The sequence below is a fragment of the Fibrella aestuarina BUZ 2 genome (assembly GCF_000331105.1).
Taxonomy (GTDB): Bacteria; Bacteroidota; Bacteroidia; order Cytophagales; family Spirosomataceae; genus Fibrella; species Fibrella aestuarina.
This window is the reverse complement of record NC_020054.1, coordinates 5,396,655-5,418,716: the sequence shown is the minus strand read 5'-3', so window position 1 is coordinate 5,418,716 and position 22,062 is coordinate 5,396,655. Positions and strand designations below refer to the sequence as shown.

Genomic DNA, 22,062 nt, shown 5'->3' with positions numbered 1-22,062 from the left:
CCACCGTGTCAAAATCAGCCATTCTCGACCGCATCCGGCAGCACCGCTTCGACGGCCCCGAGCTGCCTAACGTACCCACGTTCACTGATGGCCTCCCCGACGCCCTCACGCGCTTCCAGGACGTGCTGGCTTTTGTGGGAGGGCGCTCTACGGTGCTCGAGCCTACGCAGACCGTCGAGGGCGTGATCCGAGCAGCCTACGCGGATCAGGAGCGCGTAGCGGCATCGGTGCCGTTGGCGGGTATCGCTACCGTACCGATCGGGGAGGAGACGCCCGTGGCCGAGCTAGACCGCGTTGATCTGGCGGTGCTGGAAGGCGTGTTTGGCGTGGCTGAAAACGGGGCTGTTTGGGTGCCCGAAACCAACATGCTGCACCGGGCGCTGCCTTTCATCACGCAACACCTGGTGCTGCTGCTCGACCGATCGGCGTTGGTACAGACCATGCACGAGGCCTACGCCCGTATCGACCGGGCCGGGTTGAGCTACGGGGTGTTCATTGCGGGGCCCTCCAAAACGGCCGATATTGAGCAGTCGCTCGTGATCGGCGCCCACGGTGCGCGAAGCCTGACGGTAATTTTCCGATAACAATGGCGGGAAGGGGCGGTTAAAAAACTTGATCTTGTCCGTTTCGTAGTCGTTCTTGACCCACCTCATCGGAGCTGCATGGGCTATCGCGAGTACGGACCAGACCACCTTCGTTAAACTTCGCTACCTGTTGACTTACTTTCAATTAGATACTTGTCTGCTTCGTCCCTGGCGCGAAGGCGATGAGGAGGCTCTCTCGCGCCACGCCAGCAATCGTAACATCTGGAATTGGGTGCGCGACTTTTTCCCGTACCCGTACACCGTGCGCGATGCCACCTCGTGGGTACGTTCCAACAAGACCCTGCAACTCCCCAACAACCTGGCCATCGAAATTGACGGTGAGGCCGTGGGCAACGTGGGTTACACCGTCCGCGACGATCTGTACCGCTACAATGCCGAGATCGGCTACTGGCTGTCGGAGGCCTACTGGGGGCGCGGCATCATCTCTGAGGTGCTGCCCGTGATGGTGGAATATATCTTCCGCAATTCGCAGGTCAATCGCATTTATGCCTGTGTGCTGGACGGCAACCTCGGGTCGATGCGAGTGCTGGAACGGGCGCATTTCCGGCACGAAGCCGTGTTGCTGCAAGGGGCCATCAAAAATAACAAATACCTCGACGAACACATCTACGCCATTCTGCGGGAAGAATTCGACGCTCAGCAAAAGCAGCGTGGTTGAAAACTTAGTTTGCCGTTTGTCGTTTGCTAATAGGGGCTGAAAGTCAGGTGAGTAGGGGCGGGTGAGCAAAGCCCGTCGTCAAACTAATTCCAATTCCGCCCCGTGAGTGGTTTCTTTGCGGAAAAATTCAGGAACAGGGTTCATGTCGAAGATCATCATTGCCATAGACGGGTATTCGAGTTGCGGAAAAAGCACAACCGCCAAAGCCGTAGCTGCCCGGATGGGCTACGCCTACATCGACACCGGAGCCATGTACCGGGCCGTCAGCTTGTATTTTCACCAGAATCACATCACCTACTCCAACCCGAAGGAGGTGGCGGCCGCCCTCGAAAAACTGCACGTATCGTTTAATTTCAACGAAAAAACGGGCCGAAATGAAACCTGTCTCAACGGACTGAACGTGGAGGAAGAAATTCGGAAAATGTACATTTCCAATATGGTGAGCGAAGTGAGCACCATTGTGGAAGTACGCCGGGCGATGGTGGCACAGCAGCAACGCATGGGCCGCAAACGCGGCGTGGTGATGGATGGCCGCGACATCGGTACGAAGGTATTCCCCGACGCCGAAGTGAAGGTGTTCATGACCGCCGATACATTTATCCGGGCCAAACGGCGGCAGGTGGAACTGCTCGAAAAAGGCGAACTCGTCAACCTCGACGACATTGTGCGCAACCTGGAAAAGCGCGACCATATCGACAGCACCCGCGCCGAAAGCCCGCTTTCGCAGGCTGCCGACGCCGTCTTGCTCGACACCTCGTTTATGATGATCGACGAGCAGGTGGAATGGGTGATCGAACTGGCTGACCGGCGCATTGCCGAACTCCATCGTAAAGGGCATTTCGCTGCCAACAAGACAGCCGCACGCCAGGCATGATGGCCGACGTCCCGCACAATCGCCCGGCGGCCGACGTGCTGATCGTTGGGCAGGGTGTCGCCGGGTCGGTACTGGCCCTGACGCTATTGCAACGGGGGCTTCGGGTGCGGGTGGTTTCGTCGGCCTCGGTGCCGTCGGCCTCGGGCGTGGCGGCGGGCATTGTGAACCCGCTTACGGGCCGGAAGCTGGTTAAAACCTGGCTGGCCGACCAACTTTTTCCGTACTTACACCACTTCTATTCGGCTGCTGACCAACAGTTGTCGGGCGGGCGTTCAGGTACGTCGTTTTTCACGCCGCTGGACGTGTACCGGCCCTACCGCGACGCCGCCGAGCAAACCGCTTACGAACGGGCCGTGGCCGACCCCGCCCTGGCCCGCTACGTGACCATCCAACCCGATAATGCCCAGTACGGCGCGGTCGTCAGCAACCCGTTTGGCGGCTTGCAGGTGACCGGAGCGGGCTGGGTCGATCTGCCCCGCTTCATCACCGCTGTGCGCGACTGGCTTGGGGCGCAGGGGCTTTTTCAGCACGCCGATGTGTCGGCCAACGACCTACAGATTCGGCCCGACGGCGTTACGTACAACGGGCAGGCATTCAGGTACGTTATCTTTTGCGAAGGTCCCCACGGTGCGGCCAATTCGTTCTTTGATTGGTTGCCCTACAGCCTGGTGAAAGGGGAGGTGCTGACCGCCGAAGTCGACACGTACCCAGTGACCAACATTATCAATCAAGGGGTGTTTGTGCTGCCGTTATCGGCCGAATCGGGACGCTACCGACTCCGGATTGGGGCTACCTACGCCTGGGATAACCTCGACTGGCAAACAACCGAGGCAGGCCGCTCGTTTTTAGAAACGAAAGCGCGTCAGTTACTGACAATCCCGTTTCGGGTGGTCGATCAGCAGGCGGGCATCCGGCCTTCAACCAAAGACCGACGGCCGTTTGTGGGCTGGCATCCGACATACCCGGCCGTGGGAATTTTTGGGGGTATGGGTACCAAAGGGGTGTCGCTGGCGCCCTATCTGGCCCATAACCTGGCCAACCACCTGACCGTGGGCGAAGAAATTGAGCCGGCCGTACAGATTACTCGTTTTCAAGCGTTATAATGTAGCTTAAAAAAGAGTTGTCAGTGGTGCCTTCTCCGGCTCGGCCAACCGGCCCCCGGAAAGCAGCAACTGGCTTACATTCTTCTCGTTCTACTCGGTATATGCGTCAGTTTTATAGAATCGGGTTGCTGGGATTGGCCCTGGGAATGGCCCTGATCATCCCGGCGGTCGCCCAGAATTATCCTTCACTCGAACAGTTCGGCAAAAACCGGATTCAGTACCGCACGTTCACGTGGCAGACCGTGCGGACGTCGAACTTCGAAATTTACTATTATGAGGATGGTGAGCAGATCGCCAACCTCGCGGCGCAGTACGCCGAATCCGACTTTGACCGGATCACCGAACTGCTGGGGTACACGCCCTACAACCGCATCAAGATTTTTCTCTACAACTCGCCGCAGGAATTGGCGCAGAGCAACATCGGCGTAACAACGCTGGGTGAACTGAGCCGCCGCGAACTCGACCTCTCGAAGTCGCGGGTCGAGCTGGCGTTTACGGGCGATCAGGTGAGTTTCCGGAAAGAGCTGATCCGCGACGTGACCATGCTGTTCGTCTACGACATGCTCTACGGCGGTAGCCTGAAAGATGCCCTCCAAAGCTCCCTGCTGTTGACACTCCCAGACTGGTTTATGCCCGGTATGGCGGCCTACGTGTCGGAGGGCTGGAGTACCGAACTCGACGACTACATGCGCGATGCCTCGGTGAATAACCCGATTCGGAAACCGTCGGTAACGACCGGCATCGAAGCCGAGCGCGTGGGGCAATCGATCTGGAATTACGTGGGGCAGAAGTATGGCCGCGACAATATTTCGAATATCCTGAACCTGACGCGCATCATCCGCAACGAGCAGAGTAGTATTCAAAGCACGCTGGGTGTCCCGTACAATCGGTTTCTGCGCGAGTGGCGCGAGTATTATGCCGGGCAGGCCGGCCCGTTTGCTGCCGCTTTCAAGACCAACAATGATGATTTCCGGATCAAGCTGACCTCAACGACTAAAGCGCCGGTGCAGCTAAACAGCCTGAAACTGAGCCTCGATAAGGCGTACATCGCCTACACGACAGTTCGGGATGGGCGTTACAACGTAGAGGTGGTCAACACGGAGACGAAAAAGAGTTTGTCGTTGCTCTCTGGTGGCTACCGGCTCGACGGATTAAGCTATCGGCCCAACACGCCGTTGGTCGCCTGGCAGCGCGACAACCGGCTGGCGGTACTGGTGGAAGAACAAGGCGATCCGTACCTATATATATACAGCCTGGAAAAACGCCCGAAACTGGTGCTGAAACAGGCAATCAACGGCCTGTCGCAGGTAACCAGCATGGACGCCTCGGCCGACGGCGGTAGCCTCATCATGAGTGCCGTTCGGAAGGGGCAGAGCGATCTGTTTCTGTACAGCATCAACCGGAACAATTACCAGCAACTGACCAACGATTTGTACGATGATCTGCAGCCCCGGTTTGTGGGACGTACCCGGCAGATTGTGTTCTCATCGAACCGGCAGCAGGATACGCTGAACGTCGATAAAGGCAGCTACAAAAACATCCGTGACCAATTCAGTCTGTTCAGTATTGAGGGAACGCCCCGCGTGACGTCGGTTCGCCGGCTGACCGACTCCGTTGGCCGGGCCACCTCGCCGGTAGCCAGCGCCGAGAATACGGTCTACTACCTGTCGGAAGCCAGTGGTATCCGCAACCTGTACAAGCACCTGGTCGACGAAGGTACAGAAACGGCGGTTACGGCCCTGCCGATGAGCATTCGGCTGTTCGATTACCTACCCGCCAATGGTGGATTTGTGTACAGCAGCATTCAGGATGGCGAACAGTACATTGGCTATCGGGCCAAGCTGACCGAAGCGGGCGGTGGTCTGCCCACAACCCAACGGGCAACCAGCATGGGGCTGCGCCGCGCGGTGGCCGTCAGACCAACTGCCGTTACCACCACGGCTGTCGGAACAGATTCCACCGGCATAGCCCGACGCGATACGGCTACCCGCACGGCGCCCGTTGCGCAGACGGTAGCGCCCGCCCAAAACCGGTTGGCGCTGGCTCCGGGTGAGGTTGATACCGATTTTTATGAATTTGATCCCGACGTGCTGAAAGCCGCCGAGTTTCGGCAACGGCGGGCCGCCACGACATTCAACAGCGGTAACCCGTCGGGTGGTTTAACGACTCCGTTGCCCCGGAGCCGCCGCCGCGAAAACGTGACCGTGCGCGGGCCGTTCCCGTACAACGGACTGTTTGTGATGAATGATGCCAGTTCCGATTTTCGGATCGACCCCATCCGGGGCTTTGGGTACGTTCAGCGGGTGGCACTCAACGATCTGCTCGAAAACCACATCGTGAAGGCGGGCCTGTTCATTACCACATCGCTGCGCAACAGCGACCTGTGGCTGGAATACATGAACCAGAAACACCGGATCGACTACGGCATTCGCGTTGACCGGCAAACGTTGTTCAACGACTTCAACAGCAGCATCGATCAGGGGCAGCGTTACCGGTATAACCGCGTGTCGCTGACGGCGTCGTATCCGGTGTCGGTCAATACGCGGTTCTCGGTATCGCCGTTTTACGCCGTGACGCGCCGCATCGACCTATCGGCACTGGGTGAGCCTGATCTGGTACGCGACTACGCCGGGGCACGGGCCGAGGTGGTATTCGATAACACCAAGATCAACGGCATGAACATGATCGAAGGCACGCGCATGAAATTCCGCTACGAAAATTACGGTAGCCTGCAAGGCAACAGTTTATCGTTTAACCGGATTTCGGCGGATATCCGGCGTTACCAGCGCCTGCACCGCGATTTGATCCTGGCCATGCGTTTATCGTACGGGCAATCGGGGGGCGCCAGCCCGAAGCAAAGCGCGCTGGGTGGTATGGAGAACTGGATTGGTCAGGCGCAATCGCAACGGGAGCCGGGTGCCCGTAATCCCCTGCTGCTGGATCAGAACCAGAACATACAGGATCTGTTCTTTATGGATTTCGTTGCGCCGCTGCGTGGCTTCCGTCAGGGCAAACTCATCGGGAACAGCCACCTGCTCTTCAACGCCGAATTGCGCTTCCCCTTGATTCGCTACCTATACCGGGGTAACATCACGTCGAATTTCCTGCGGAACTTCCAGATCGTTGGCTTCTCGGATATTGGCGCTGCCTGGACGGGTACCGAAGGGCCGTTCAGCCGCAACAACAGCTTGAATACGGTCGAAGAAAACCGGCCGCCTTTCCACTACACCGTCACGAATTTCAAGAATCCGTTCCTGATTGGTTATGGGGTTGGTGCCCGTACGATGCTGTTTGGCTATTATGTCAAAGCCGATTACGCCTGGGGGATCGAGAACCGCGTAACGAATCCGCCTATCTTCTACTTGACGCTAGGGTATGACTTTTAACATGGTGTTTTTGTAAGCATCAGGTATGCTGCTGATAGCTTGATACTCACCCCGGACAGGTTTGTCCGGGGTTTTTTTATGGCGCATACCTACTAATCGATATCGTGTAATACACCAGTTGTAACCTTGAGTTGGCATAGTTTTCTTTTGGCTAAAAAACCGCTTATAGTCGATAAAACAGGTGATTTATACGCAGTATTTAGATATGATATAAGTACCATCACTAATCTTTTATACTCAGTAACAGGCTCATTGCTGCTCCGTTGCCTTGATGGTTACCCGAAACAAAGTGGCATACAGGGCTTTGGCATAGTTTTAGATACTTACAACGTGTATTAAAGCCAGTAGACCGCCCGGTGCTGTTTATCCGTGACCAGTTCATATATGCTAGGTCACAAAGTAACCTGCCACCCAACTGGTACCTGATACGTGTTGAACGCCTCCAACTTGGTAGCAGATGAACTTGAATCCTATACCTACGAGTCGCCTCCAGAAGGCAATTACCATGAACGAGTGGAAGCCATCAACGATGGTTTTACCAATACGGCAAGCTAGCCGGGCACTACTGCGCTTTCTGAAGCAGGTCGTGTGGCTGCTGACTGGCTTGTTTTCTGGAAGAGCAGCTAAAGCTCAGTGCGTAGCAGGCCATGTTCAGAACGCTCTTGGCGCGTATCCGCAAACGGCCGCTGGTTCAGGTCGATACAGGCCACCCAGCGGAGAGCCTCCCGGCCCGCCGGATTCCGAATCACACCCTCTTCCTCTTCGCTACGATCATTTGCCGCTTGCCCATACCATTCGCTTTCTAATACGGTTTCTCTCAATGGATAATCAACCTTTACGCAACCAGTATGACACTCCAGCGGGCTCTCTACCAGCCTGTTTTCGCGCGTTAATGCAAGCGCGGATTGGGGCTGTTATGGCCAGCCGACAAGCAATGACCAGCTTCCGTCAGCTCTGCGCCCTGACTTTGTTATGCTTGAGCGTGTTTACCGGGATTAACGCGGCTGCTCAGTCGAGTTCGGTTAACCTCAGTCTCGACAAGGCAATTAATAACCCAACGCCCGCGATTGGTGAGGTTGTTACGTACACCGTTACCGTCACAAACTCAGGCACGGCGCCGGCAACAGGCGTTGTCGTGAGTGAGTCAATCGCCATCGGCTACAGCACGTACCTGTCGTCTACGGCTTCGGTCGGTACCTTCAACTATACGAGCGCTACAGGCCTCGGGAGTTGGGCCATTGGAAACATCGCGGCGGGCCAAACGGTCACGCTGTTGATCAATGCCCGCGTTGATGCGGAAGGTGTCGCGTTTAGCGCCTCAGAAGTGAGCGCGATGAATGAGACCGACGCTAATTCGATTCCGGGCAACGGTAGTCTGCTGGAAGATGATTATGACAATGCCTGTTTTTCGGTACCCTTAAGCTGGTACGCCGGTGATGAGTATCAGGTTGATAAACCGGCTGGTTTTTCGGCAGTAACGTGGTTGGCCGATGGTCAGCCTATTTCGGCGTCTACGACAAACGCCAGTGTGGATGCGTCGGGTAACCTGATTATTAAGGGACCCGGCACGTTTTCATTTCAGGCTACACTCAACGGTTGCCCCACCGGCAACTGCTGCAACATCGTTGTGATTCCGGGCGTGACCGCCAGCTTGGGCGATTACGTATTTGACGACAAGAATGTAAACGGCATTCAGGATGCGGGCGACGTACCCATCCCGGGTGTGTTGGTAACGCTTTACCAGAATGGCTCGGCCGTGGCCACGACCACGACGGATGGTAGCGGCTTGTATTCCTTTACGGGCCTGACGCCAGGTACGTCGAATAGCTACGTGGTTGGCTTCGCTAAGCCGACGGGCTTCTCAGCAACGACACCGCTAGCTGGCGCCGACCGGAACCTCGATAGCAATGCCGATCCCGTTACTGGACTTGCGAGTGCGGTGACTCTGACGGCGGGCGAAAGCAATACGTCAGTTGACGCTGGCTATTTTCGTCCGGCTTCGATTGGTGACTACGCCTTCGTGGACAAGAACAAAGACGGCATCCAGAATACAGGCGACACGCCCCTGCCGGGTGTGCTGGTGACGCTCTACCAAAACGGCTCGGCGGTGGCTACTACCACCACCGACGCCAATGGGCTCTACAGCTTCACGGGCCTGACCCCGGGTAGCAGCAATAGCTATTCAGTAGGCTTCACCACGCCCACCAACTTCACCGCTACCAGCCCACTATCGGGTACCGACCGCAGCCTGGACTCGGATGTGGACCCGCTGACGGGGCGCACCGCCTCGGTGACGCTGGCCTCGGGCGAGAGCAACACCACCGTGGACGCGGGCTTCACGCCGCTGACGGCGGGGCTGGGTGACTACGTCTTCGAGGACAAGAACCTCAACGGCACCCAGGACGCGGGCGACGTGCCCATCTCAGGGGTGGTGGTGAGCTTGCTGAGCAACGGCAGTGTGGTGCGTACCACCACCACCGATGCTAGCGGTCTCTACAGCTTCACGGGGCTGACCCCGGGCGTACCCTACTCGGTGAGCTTTGCCGCACCGGCGGGTTACCGGGGTACGGTGGCCAACGTGGGCTCAGACGATGCGCTGGACTCGGACGGCAACGCGGCGACGGGGCTGGCGGGCGTGTACAGCCTGACGGCCAACGAGTTCAACTCGACGGTGGACATGGGCTACTTCCGGCCGGCCTCGTTGGGCGACTACGTCTTCAATGATCAGAACAAGAACGGCATCCAGGATGCGGGCGATGTGCCCCTGCCGGGTGTGCTGGTAACGCTTTACCAGAATGGCTCGGCCGTGGCCACGACCACGACGGATGGCAGTGGCTTGTATTCATTCACTGGCCTGACGCCAGGTACGTCGAATAGCTATGTGGTTGGCTTCGGCAAGCCCTCGGGCTTCGATGCCACCTCGGCCAATGTGGGTAGCAATGACGGGCTGGATTCGGATGCGGATGTAGTGACTGGCTTGACGCAGGCGTTGACGCTGAGTTCAGGGGAGAGCAACACCTCAGTGGATGCGGGCTTTACGCGTCAGACAGCAGGCTTGGGCGACTACGTGTTTGAAGACAAGAACGCCAACGGCATCCAAGACGCGGGTGACGTACCCATTCAGGGTGTGCTGGTGAGTCTCTATGAATCAGGGTCGGTGGTGCGTACCACGACCACTGATGCTAACGGTCTCTATAGCTTCACGGGTCTGACCCCAGGTGTGCCCTACACCGTGGGCTTCGGCACAGTAGCGGGCTACAGCCGTACGCTGGCCAACGTGGGCTCTGACGACGCGCTGGATTCGGATGCTGGGGTTAACGGCATGACGGGAGCTTACAGCCTGACGGCCAACGAGTTCAACTCGACGGTGGATGCGGGTTATTTCCGACCAGGCTCTATTGGCGATTACGTCTTCCAGGATAACGATAAGGACGGTACGCAATCAGCAGGCGACACGCCGATACCAGGTGTGCTGGTGACGCTCTATCAGAATGGTTCGGCCGTGGCAACGACGACGACCGATGGTAGCGGGCTCTACAGCTTCACGGGTCTGACGCCGGGCAGCAGCAATAGCTATTCAGTAGGCTTCACCGCACCGACGGGTTACTCAGCCACCAGCCCACTGTCGGGGACCGACAAATCACTAGACTCGGATGTGGATCCGGTGACGGGCCGCACCGTCTCAGTGACGCTGGCCTCGGGTGAAAGCAACACGACCATCGACGCCGGGTATACCACACCGACTGCGCGGTTGGGCAACTACGTCTTCTACGACCGTAACAAAGACGGTGTGCAGGATGCCGGGGACTTCCCGCTCAATGGTGTCGCTGTTACACTTTACCTGAACGGTAGCGCTGTGGCCACGACGGCAACAAACGGCGATGGTTTCTACAGCTTCATCGGTCTGACGCCAGGTACGTCGTTCAGCTATTCGGTAGGCTTTGCCACACCGGTAAACCTGACGGCAACAGCCGCACAGGTTGGCGGTGATGACGCCCTCGACTCAGATGCCAACCCGGTAACGGGCCTGACGCGGGCCGTTACGCTGATGCCGGATGAGTACAACGATCGTCTTGATGCCGGTTTCTACGCTACGAGCGATCGTAACGATTACCTGGCTTCACTCGGCGACTACGTGTTTGAAGATGTTAATAAGAATGGGATTCAGGATGCGGGTGATTTGCCAATTCCGGGCGTAGTGGTTTCGCTGTTCCAAAATGGCTCAGCTGTCGCAACAACCTTAACGGATGCCAGCGGTCTGTACAGCTTCACGGGCCTGACCCCGGGTAGCCGCAACAGCTATTCGTTGCGGTTTGGTAAGCCCACGGCCTTCGAAGCGACCTCGGCCAATGTGGGTAGCAATGATGCGATTGACTCAGATGCCAGCGTGTCGACGGGCCGTACCGGTTCCTACACGCTGACGTCAGGAGAAAATAACACGACTGTTGACGCAGGCTTCATTCGTCAGACGGCAGGCTTGGGTGACTACGTCTTCGAAGACAAGAATGTGAACGGCATCCAAGACGCGGGTGACGTACCCATTCAGGGTGTGTTGGTTAGCCTCTATGAATCCGGGTCGGTGGTGCGTACCACCACCACCGATGCCAGCGGATTGTACAGCTTCACGGGGCTGACCCCGGGTGTGCCCTACACCGTGGGCTTCGGTACAGTGGCGGGCTACAGCCGCACGCTGGCCAATGTGGGCTCCGACGACGCGCTGGACTCAGATGCTGGTGCCAACGGTTTGACGGGTGTGTATAGCCTGACAGCCAACGAGTTTAACTCGACGGTCGATGCGGGCTATTTCCGGCCAGCCTCGTTGGGTGACTATGTCTTCAACGACCAGAACCGCGATGGGCTTCAGAATGTCGGCGAGCCGGGTATTTCAGGTGTGCTGGTAACGCTTTACCAGAATGGCTCGGCCGTGGCCACGACCACGACGGATGGCAGTGGCTTGTATTCATTCACTGGCCTGACGCCAGGTACGTCGAATAGCTATGTGGTTGGCTTCGGCAAGCCCTCGGGCTTCGATGCCACCTCGGCCAATGTGGGTAGCAATGACGGGCTGGATTCGGATGCGGATGTAGTGACTGGCTTGACGCAGGCGTTGACGCTGAGTTCAGGGGAGAGCAACACCTCAGTGGATGCAGGTTTCTATCAGCAATCGGCTGGTTTGGGTAACTACGTCTTCGAAGACAAGAACGCCAACGGCATCCAGGATGCAGGCGACGTACCTATCGCCGGTGTAGTAGTCACGTTGTACCAGAATGGCTCAGCGGTCATGACAACGACGACGGATATCAATGGTGCGTACAGCTTCACAGGGCTGGCATCAGGTGCTGCGAACGTCTACCGGGTTGGTTTCTCAACACCAGCTGGCTTTGGAGCGACGATTCCGAATGCTGGTACCGACGATGCCCTCGATTCCGATTTGATTGGCTTCACGGGCCAAACGGGAACCTATACGCTGACCGCCGGTCAGTTTGATCCGACGGTTGACGCAGGCTTTATCCGCCCGGCGTCGATTGGAGACTATGTATTCCAGGACAACGACAATAATGGTGTCCAGAACGCAGGCGATACGCCGATTCCGGGTGTAGTCGTAACCCTCTACCAGAACGGCAACCCTGTAGCGACCACCACCACAGACGCCAGCGGGCTGTATAGCTTCACCGGTCTTGCTCCAGGTACGTCGTTCAGTTACTCAGTAGGCTTCACGACGCCAATGGGCTATTCGGCTACGACCCCGCTGTCGGGTACCGATAAAGCGCTCGATTCGGATGTAGATCCCCTCACGGGCCGCACGGCGTCGATTACCCTTTCATCGGGCGAAAACAATACCACGATCGATGCTGGTTACAAGCAACCGTTGGCTAGCCTGGGCAACTACGCATTTGACGACAAGAATGTGAACGGTATTCAGGATGCAGGCGACGTACCCATTCCGGGCGTAATCGTAACGCTCTATCGGAACGGTACGGCGGTGGCAACGACGACGACGGATGCCAGTGGCCTGTACTCATTCACCGGCCTGGCGCCAGGTACGTCGAACAACTACTCGGTGGGCTTCGCCACGCCGGTAGGGTATGGCGTCACCAGCCTGCAAACCGGTGGTGATGATACGGTTGACTCAGACGTAACCCCGGCAACGGGCCGTACACGGTCGGTAACGCTGGCTGCCGGTGAAGACAACCCGCGTCTCGACGCTGGGTATGTGAAACTGGGCACCATTGGTGATTACGTCTTCAACGATACCGATAATAGCAATACGCAAACGCCGGGCGACACGCCGATTCCGGGTGTGGTCGTAACCCTCTACCAGAATGGTTCAGCGGTGGCAACGACGACGACCGATGGCAGTGGCCTGTACTCGTTCACGGGCTTGACGCCGGGCAGCAGCAATAGCTACTCGGTCGGCTTCACAACCCCGACGGGCTTCACAACGGTGACGCCGCTGGTGGGTGGTAACCCGGCTCTTGACTCGAATGTCGACCCGCTGACGGGCCGTACGGCGACCTTCACGTTGACGTCGGGTGAAAGCAACACGACGATCGACGCTGGTTTCCGCGGTAACACGGGCTCGATTGGCAACTACGTCTGGTTTGACTACAACAATGATGGTACGCAGGGCGATCCGGCGGTAGAGCCCGGCGTATCGGGGGCAACGGTGCAGCTTTACGCGGCCAACAACCTCACGACACCGATCGCTACGACGACAACCAGCAGCACGGGGGCTTATCTGTTCAGCAACCTGCCGAGCGGCCAGTACGTGGTGAAATTCACGGCTCCGAACGGCACCGTATTCGCCACACCAAAGAAACCGGGCGTTGGCGACGAGCTGGATAGCGATGCCAACGAAGATGGTCTGACGGATGTCATTACCATCGACGTGACGCAGCCGATCTCAAGCACGGCTCGTAACAACCCGAACGTCGATGCCGGTATCGTACCATACGGTTCAATTGGTGATTACGTCTTCCTGGATACCAACAAAGACGGTATTCAGAATGATGGGCCAAACGCTGGTTTGGCTGGTGTAACGGTTCAACTCTTCGGGACGGCTGATCTGGACAACCCGCTGAGCGAAACCTTGACGGATGCCAGCGGTTTCTACCTCTTTGAGAATCTGATCTCGGGTAACTATGTCGTGAAGTTTACGATGCCGAGCGGGTTTACCCTGACGCAACGCGAGGCTGGCACCGACCGTACGCTGGATAGCGATGCGGGTGCCGATGGCTTCAGCCGGACTGTGGCAATCGACGCTTCACTGCCGCTGGGCAACGTTGGCCGCGATAACCGCACGGTCGATGCCGGAGTCTACAGTACCTCATGCACTACGCCGGTGGTACTGGTAGCGGGTGTCAGCAACAGCAGCATCTGCGTCGGTGGTGTCGCCTCGGTGAGTGCGAACGCTGCCGGTGCTGTGGTGATCCGCTGGTACCAGCAGGCAACGGGTGGTGTGGCCTCCTTCACGACGGCCAACGCCCAGTCGTACACGGTAGCGCCAAACGCCGACGTGACCTACTATGTAGAAGCTGAAACGGCAGAAGGCTGTATTAGCGATCGCATCCCGGTAGTGATCAACGTCAATCCGCGCCCCAACGCGCCGACTTTGACGCCGCGCGAGGCGACGATCTGCCTGAACGAAACGTATAACCTGACGACCGTACAACCGGCCAGCCCATCGCTGCCGGGAGGTACCTTCGAATGGCGCACGACCAGCAGCGAAACCAGCCCGCTGGTGAGCAACCTGACCGCCGTTGGCGCAGGTACGTATTACCTCTTCGAGCGCTCGCCGGCTGGTTGCTACAGCGTGCCGGGTGTACTGACGGTGTCACAAATCGACTGTCGCTGCACCAACGTGGCAATGGTATCGACTACGCTGACGTCAGGTACGGCCTGCGCTGGTGACCGCCTCACGCTGCTGGCTACCATCGGTGGTTCGGCAACGGGTGTAACCTGGACGGTATCGAATTCGGCAACGGCAGGGACCCTCACCGGGGCCAACAGCCTGACGGCGTCGTACCTGCCCTCGGCGGCCGACATCCTGGCTGGTCAGGTGCAGTTCACGGTAACGACCAACGATCCGGACGGCAACGGCATCTGCCTGCCCGCCCAGAGCACGGTCATCGTGATGCTGAGCCCACGGCCGACAACGGTATACGGCGCATCGTGCGAAGATCCGGACGCCACCATCTGCCAGGGCTCTATGACCAAACTGATCGGCTTTGCGGATAACGCCCGCATCCGCTGGACCAACAAAGCCACCGGCGAACTGGTAGGCATCGTTGACAGCGGCCGGAACCTGACCATCTCGCCGACGCAAACGACAACCTACGTGGCGCAAGCGGTTGCCGCCAACGGCTGCACCAGCCTGACTACGGTTGAGGTAGTGGTGCGGGTAGCAACCTGCCTGGCTGATCTGGCGATCCAGAAATCAGTACTGACGGCTGGCCCGTACCGGGTAGGTGATGTGGTTTCATACGGTATCAAAGCCATCAACAATGGGCCTGTACCGGCAACGGGTGTCATCGTGAGCGAGGTTCTGCCGGCTGGTCTGGCCTTCGTAAGCGCTACGCCTGCCAACGAGTACAACGCCACGACCGGGGTCTGGTCGGTTGGTTCGCTGAACGCCGGTTCAGATCGCAGCCTGATCGTTCAGGCTCGCGTGACGGGCAATGGCTCACTGGTTAACTTCGTCCGCATCAGCGGTCCGAACGACGACCCGACCAAGCCGGAGAACAACACGGCTTCGGCAGGTATCACGCTCGACAATTGTGGCACGATACCAGCCCCGACGATCGCCTGCGCCGTTACATCGCTTTGCGGTGAAACGGAATCGACCGCCCTCACGGCTCGCGATTGCGCTGGTGAGATTCGCTGGAGCAACGGCATGACCGGGACGAACATCATCGTCGTGCCGGGAGTGACAACGACCTACACCGCTAGCTGCGTGGTGGGTAGCTGCACCAGCCTGGCTTCGAACGCCATCACGATAACGGTGACGAAAACGCCTGCGCCGGTAGTACTGGCCAGCGCCGAACGTACCTGCGTGGGTGGGGTGGTTAGCCTCTCGGCAACGGGCTGTGGGAACGGTACTGTCTACTGGAGCAACAACCAGATCGGCAGCGTGATTTCGGTAACGGTCAACGCCGATACCCGCTACACGGCCCAATGCCGCGTCAACAACTGCTACAGCCCGTCGAGTGAGGTAACCATCCGCGTGGGTGAGCTGCCGAAACCAACGGTTGTATGCAGCGAAACGCAGGTTTGCCCGGGTGAAACTGTAACCCTGACGGTTGAAAACTGCCTCGGCACGCCGCTGTGGAGCACGGGTGACAACACGAGCAGCATCGTCGTGCTGCCAACGGCGGGTAACAGTACGTACTCGGTCGTTTGCAAAGACGGCGCCTGCACCAGCCCGCGTTCAAGCGATTACACGATCCGCGTGATTCCGGTAACCAACCCGACGATTGTCGCCTCAACGACTTCGGTTTGCGTGGGTGGTACGGTTAGCCTGACGGCCTCGGGTTGTGAAGACGGTACGATTTACTGGAGCAACAACGCCGTCGGTCGCGTCATGTCGACGACACTGGTGGCCAACGAAAGTTTCTACGCCTACTGCAAAGTGCGTGAGTGCGTAAGCGATCCGTCGCGGTCAATTGCGATCTCGGTAGGCCGCCCAACGGCACCAACGATCCGCGCTATCCCGAACACCGCTATCTGTGCGGGTGAGTCGGTAACGCTGACGGTAACGGAAGGCTGTGCCAACGGTATTGTGAAGTGGAGCAACACGGTTCAAACGGGTAATACCATCGTGGTAACGCCGGGCAGCAACATGACCTACACGGCTACCTGTCTGGTCGACAACTGCGAAAGCAGCCGCTCGAACGAGGTACGGGTGATCCTGCGCACGTCGGGTACGGCACCAACCATCGCAGCCTCTTCACCGAGCATCTGCAACGGAGGCAGCGTCACGCTGACCGCCAGCGGTTGCAGCAGCGGTACGGTGATCTGGTCGAACCAGATGACAGGCCAGTCGATTACGGTGGCACCGCAGGCAGGCGAAGTCTTCTACGCCATCTGCCGTCTGCCGGCCGCCTGTGGTAGCCCACGCTCGAACACGATCAGCATCAACCTGACCACGCCGCCAGCGCCGACTGTACTGTGTAGCACATCGGTTGTCTGCCCGGGTGAATCGGTTGAACTGACGATCCAGAACTGCGCCGGTACACCAATCTGGAGCACTGGCCCGCAGGACGACGGCAAGTCGATGATCACGGTAACGCCGACGATGACAACCAGCTACTCGGCTGTTTGCCAGCAGGGCGGTGGTGCCAATACCTGCCTGAGTGCGCCGTCGTCGCTCTACACGATCACGGTGGTACCCGTGCCGGTGCCGACCATCGCGGCCTCAAGCACGGCCATCAACCCTGGCGAAAGCGTGACGCTGACCGTAACGAACAATTGCCCGGGCACGGTTACCTGGTCGACCAACGAAACGGGTAACAGTATCGTGGTGACGCCAACGGCCGCCGTCAACTACTACACGGCGACCTGCCGCTTCCGCTCATGCACGACCGAACCGTCGGTACGCATCCTGGTTCGTTACCGTGGACCGGAGAATTGCAGCGCCAAAGCAGGTACGTTGGTCGCTCCGGCTGCTGACATCTGCGCCTCGAGCCTGACAGCGGTAACGCTCACGGCGACCGACAACGGGGATCGTGTTGTGCCGACTGGCTTCTCGACGGTGTACGTGCTCACAAAAGGGAACAACCTGGTGATTCAGCAAACCAGCCCGACGGCTTCGTTCACGGTACCAGCCACGGCGGTAGGTCTCTACACGATCCACACGCTGGTGTACAACCCGGCTGCGCTTGATCTCTCGGTTATCCGGCCGGGCGTGACAACGGGAACCGAGGTGTTGAACCTGATCCGGACGAATAACCTCTGCGCTGACCTCGATGTGAACGGTGCCAGCACGACGATCAAGTACGTGAACCCGCCGATTATTCCTGGGCCGCACGTGATCTACCGCTGCTACGGTGAACCGGTGTCGATCACGGCTACCGGCTGCGACAACGGCAAAGTGGTCTGGAGCAACGGGGTTGTTGGTAGTGTGCTGTCGCTGACCATGAACCAGTACAACGTGTGGGTAACCGCTACCTGCGAAATTGACGGCTGCGTAAGCGCGCACTCGGAGATGTTCGACATCGGTGTGGTAACCCCGACCGTGCCGACGATTGGCAGCAACAAACTGTCGGTATGCGCCGGCGACGAAGCGACGCTGACGGCTCAGGGCTGCGAGAACGGTAGCTACCTCTGGAGCAACGGCAGCACCACGAGCAGCATCACGGTAACGCCGCAGGTGAGCACCACCTACGCTGTGAAGTGTGTGATGGGCAACTGCGCCAGCGACTGGTCGCCAGTGGTTAGCCTGACGGTTGGTTCGCCGGGTGCACCGGTCATTGCCGCCGCGGGTGCGCAGAACGGTGCGATTACAACCTGCTTCGGTGCGCCAGTCACGCTGACGGCTCGTGGTTGTGCCAACGGTGCCTACACTGTCTGGAGCAACAACCAAGTGGGTAGCAGCATCACGGTAACGCCAGCTCTGTCGGCAACCTACACGGCTGTCTGCTGTACCTCGGATAACTGTAAGAGTGTACGCTCGAACCCGATCGTGGTGACGGTGCTGTCGAAAGTGCCGCAGCCAGTGGTTACCAACCTGACCAACACCTGTCCGTTCGCTTCGGTGAACCTGACCAGTGCGGTACGTGCGGTGGCAACAACGGGTGGTTCGTTCGAATACTACACGACGCCTGATCTGAACCCGGCCAGCAAGTTGGCCAACACCAACGTGACGGTGTCAGGTACGTACTACGTGGTTGAGAAAACGACCGGTGGTTGCTACAGCCTCCCGACGGCCATCCAGGTGCAGATCCGGGCTTGCGGCGACATCCTGCCGTGCGACAACAACCCGGTTACGGTGAACGCCGGGGCCGACGACGCGATCTGCGCGGCCAAGACGTATAAATTGAAAGGAAGCACGACGGGGCAGAACGTGACCGTACAGTGGACCAGCAGTGGCACCGGTACGTTCGACAATGCCTTCAGCCCAACGGCACTGTACACGGCCTCCGCGGCCGATGTACAGGCCGGGCAGGTAACCCTGACTCTGTCGGCCAAAACGAATAACACGCAATGCCCGGCTCAAACCGATGCCATGGTCCTGAAGCTGAACGGCCCGGCTTTTCAGCCGACCATCGCCGTGGCGGGTGCTACGCAACTCTGCGCGGGTGGCTCGGTTGTGCTGAGCGCACCAGCCGGTGCCGGTTACACCTACCAGTGGACAGGTACGTCGGCAACGTCGCAAAGCATCACGGTAGCCAGCAGCGGTACGTATACGGTGCAGGTGGTAGATGCCAACGGCTGTAGTTCGGTCGCTTCGGCGCCTGTGGTTGTCAACGTGGCAGCGCCGGTAGCGGCCCCCGTGGTGGCTAACCTGCGCAATACCTGCCCGGCGACGACGGTTAACCTGAGCAACGCGCTGAGCATGACCACGGCGGGCAGCACTTATGAGTTCCGCATGGGCAACACGCCGACCTCACCGCTGGTGATGAACCCGGCAACGGCGGGTGCTGGCACTTACTACATCTTTGAACAGACAGCCACGCAGTGCGTGAGTCTGCCGGCTCAGGTGGTGGTGAAAGTATTCGATTGCACCAACAGCACCCAATCGGCCGACGTCGTGATGACCAAACTGGTTAACAACACGTCGCCGAAAGTAGGCGAAGCGCTGACGTACACCCTGAAGGTGACAAACAATGGTCCCGACAAGGCGTACAACGTAGACATCCGCGACGTACTACCGACCGGCCTGAATCTGGTGGTTGGTAACGCACCGCTCAACTACACGGTGGCCAACGGGTCTATCCTGAAACGCTTTGATAGCCTGGCCGTGGGTGCGTCTGACTCGATTGTCTTCGTAGCACGTCTGAGCAAGAAAGGTGCGGTGGTTAATACGGCGAGCATTACCTACAGCGACGTGAACGATCCGGGCACCGCTAACAACACGGCCAGCGTGACCGTCACCGACAGCTCACCGTTCCGCCCCGGCACCATTGGCCTGGCTAAGAACATCGTGGGTCAGCCCCGACTGGTCAATGACTCGACGGTGGCGGTACGTTACGCCTTCACACTGACCAACTTCGGCGACGAAGACCTGACCAATGTGGGCGTTACGGATAATCTAGGTGCCGTGTTTGGTGTCGCCAACCTGCGGAGTGTAAACCTGTCGGCAACCGACCCGGCTCTGACGTTCAACCCGGTCTACAGCGGAACAGGTACCGATACCCAACTGCTGGGGGCAAACAGAACACTGGCTGCCGGACAGACCACGACCTTCGTCATGGACGTAACGGCTGGCGTGACCCCATTGCAGTCGTACACGTTCAGCAACACGGCCCGCGCCACGGCGACCAACACCACGGCGACGGTAACAGACGACTCAGTGGATGGCCTCGATGCGGACCCGGATAAAGATGGTGACCCGACCAACAACAGTGGTAGCTCAACCTTCTTCATTACCGTACCGGGTGCACAAACGGCCCAATTGGGTGTAGCGCTGGCGGTAGACGGCATCGCGAAGCAGGCCGACGATAGCTACAACGTTACCTACAAGGTGTATGTGAAGAACTTCGGCACCACACCGCTGACCAACGTGAGCCTGATCGATAGCGTAGGAGTGTCGTTCCCGGCACCGGCAACGTTCTCGATCGTGAGCGCCCCGACCGTCAACGCTGGTAGCGAACTGGTGATCTCTGGCGACTTCAACGGGACCACTGCTCCGTACTACCTGAACGGGATGGTGAGCCGCCTGGCCGCTGGCAAGCAGGATACGATCACCTACGTGATCAACGTGAAGCCAAATGGTACCGGGCCGTTCTACAGCCAGATTTACGCCACGGCTAAGCCGGAAGGCAGCACCGAAACGCTGAGCGATCGCTCAAATGCCGGTAGCGTGATTGTGCCGAGCGACAACTCGAAAACGATGGTCCGCTTCGATCTGCCGAGCGCGTTGCTGGGTGTTGCCAAAGAAGTGGGTACGCCGGTTCGGGTGGCCGACAACGTTTGGGATGTGCCTTACATCATCAAAGTCTGCAACCTGGGTTCGGTTGGCCTAAGCCAGGTGCAGGTAGTCGACGACCTGTCGGCGACCTTCGGCAGTGGCGCGCAGGTAGTGAGCGTATCGCTGACGGCTGATGCCGGGCTGAAGGTAAACCCGAACTATACAGGTATGGGCTTGCTCACCAACATGCTCGACACGACGGCCAGCAGCCTGCCTGCCAAAGCCATCCGGTATGTGCAGTTGATGGCCCGGGTCGATGTGTCGAAAGCCACGTCGCTGACCTTCACCAACCTGGCGATCGGTTCGGCCATGAACGGTTCGGTTGCGGTGCGCGATACGTCGAACACGGGCTCTAACGTCGACCCCGACAACGACCTGGATCCGCGCAACAACAACCGGGGTACGTTCGTGGTGCTCAACAGCCTGCCGGGCGCACCGCACATTGGGGTCGCCATGATGGTCCAGGATACGGCTCGTCAGGCCAACGGAACCTACGATGTGACGTACCGCGTAGTAGTGAAAAACTACGGCACGGTGAAGCTGACCAACGTAGCACTCTCGGATACGCTCACGAACACATTTAATCAGCAGGTGGGCGCCAGCTATAGTGTCCTTGGCATGCCAATTGCATCAGCGGGTAGTAAGCTGAAGCTGAACCCAGGATTCAATGGTGGGGCCGATCCGATGCTGGTACTGGGCGATTCGACCAGCACCCTCGCGGTCGGCGCTACCGACACCCTGCGGATACGGATCAACGTGGCAAGCACTGGGGTGACAGGTACGTTCTTCAACACGGTGTACGCCGTAGCGAAGGCCGGTGCCGAAACCGTCCGCGACGCATCGACCAACGGTATGAACCCAGACCCGAACGGCAACAACAACCCGACGGATCTGACCGAGCGTGAAGCCACGCCGCTGTTCCTGCCGCTGTCGCTCGAAACGGTGTTCATCCCCGAAGGTTTCTCGCCGAACGGGGATGGTATCAACGACCTGTTCGTCATCCGTGGCACGCAGGGTACGACCGTCAGTCTTGAAGTCTTCAACCGCTGGGGCCACCGCGTCTACGTGAGCGACGATTACAAGAACGACTGGGATGGTACGGCCAACACCGGTGTACAGATCAGCTCAGGTGACGGCGGCAACGCCCTTCCGGTAGGTACGTACTACTACGTGGTACGCCTCAGCGATGGTCGTGAATACGTTCGCTACCTGACACTGAGCCGCTAAGAAAAAGAGGTTGAGGGTCAACGTTTTCGGCCTGACGATCGCCACCCGGTAACGACCCGATCGAAAACGTTGACCACCAAC

7 protein-coding genes are annotated in these 22,062 nt (G+C 58.6%); all 7 read left to right on the top strand.

All coding sequences use genetic code 11. From position 1 onward, the window contains the following. Nucleotides 1-5: 5 nt before the first annotated feature. The 7 genes from FAES_RS22440 to FAES_RS30215 all read left to right on the top strand — a co-directional run bounded on the left by FAES_RS22440 (nucleotide 6) and on the right by FAES_RS30215 (nucleotide 21,981). Nucleotides 6-584 carry a LutC/YkgG family protein gene (locus tag FAES_RS22440; RefSeq protein ID WP_041258296.1) on the top strand — a complete coding sequence of 193 codons (579 nt, stop codon included), beginning with the start codon at nucleotides 6-8 and terminating at the stop codon, nucleotides 582-584. A gap of 130 nt (nucleotides 585-714) precedes the next feature. After that, nucleotides 715-1,263: a GNAT family N-acetyltransferase gene (locus FAES_RS22435; protein WP_310589939.1), complete on the top strand. Its 549-nt coding sequence runs from the start codon at nucleotides 715-717 to the stop codon at nucleotides 1,261-1,263. A 142-nt stretch (nucleotides 1,264-1,405) separates the two neighbouring features. Continuing rightward, complete coding sequence (gene cmk, locus FAES_RS22430; RefSeq protein WP_015333475.1) at nucleotides 1,406-2,137, top strand: (d)CMP kinase; 732 nt, start codon at nucleotides 1,406-1,408, stop codon at nucleotides 2,135-2,137. Beyond that, entirely contained in the window at nucleotides 2,134-3,240 is a 1,107-nt protein-coding gene (locus FAES_RS22425; protein ID WP_015333474.1) for an NAD(P)/FAD-dependent oxidoreductase, read from the top strand. The genes cmk and FAES_RS22425 overlap by 4 nt, the downstream gene beginning before the upstream one ends. A gap of 101 nt (nucleotides 3,241-3,341) precedes the next feature. Beyond that, entirely contained in the window at nucleotides 3,342-6,626 is a 3,285-nt protein-coding gene (locus tag FAES_RS22420) for a hypothetical protein (RefSeq protein ID WP_041258295.1), read from the top strand. Between the two features lie 647 nt (nucleotides 6,627-7,273). Next, a complete protein-coding gene (locus FAES_RS30465) occupies nucleotides 7,274-7,432 on the top strand; it encodes a hypothetical protein (RefSeq protein WP_158408804.1) in 159 nt (52 codons plus the stop codon). Nucleotides 7,433-7,560: 128 nt separating this feature from the next. After that, complete coding sequence (locus FAES_RS30215; protein WP_041258294.1) at nucleotides 7,561-21,981, top strand: T9SS C-terminal target domain-containing protein; 14,421 nt, start codon at nucleotides 7,561-7,563, stop codon at nucleotides 21,979-21,981. Nucleotides 21,982-22,062: the final 81 nt, after the last annotated feature.

What these genes read in the sequence shown, in the direction of transcription:
- cmk (WP_015333475.1), top strand. Translation starts at nt 1,406, where the DNA reads ATGTCGAAGATCATCATTGCCATAGACGGGTATTCGAGTTGCGGAAAA.
- FAES_RS22425 (WP_015333474.1), top strand. Translation starts at nt 2,134, where the DNA reads ATGATGGCCGACGTCCCGCACAATCGCCCGGCGGCCGACGTGCTGATC.
- FAES_RS22420 (WP_041258295.1), top strand. Translation starts at nt 3,342, where the DNA reads ATGCGTCAGTTTTATAGAATCGGGTTGCTGGGATTGGCCCTGGGAATG.
- FAES_RS30465 (WP_158408804.1), top strand. Translation starts at nt 7,274, where the DNA reads ATGTTCAGAACGCTCTTGGCGCGTATCCGCAAACGGCCGCTGGTTCAG.
- FAES_RS30215 (WP_041258294.1), top strand. Translation starts at nt 7,561, where the DNA reads ATGACCAGCTTCCGTCAGCTCTGCGCCCTGACTTTGTTATGCTTGAGC.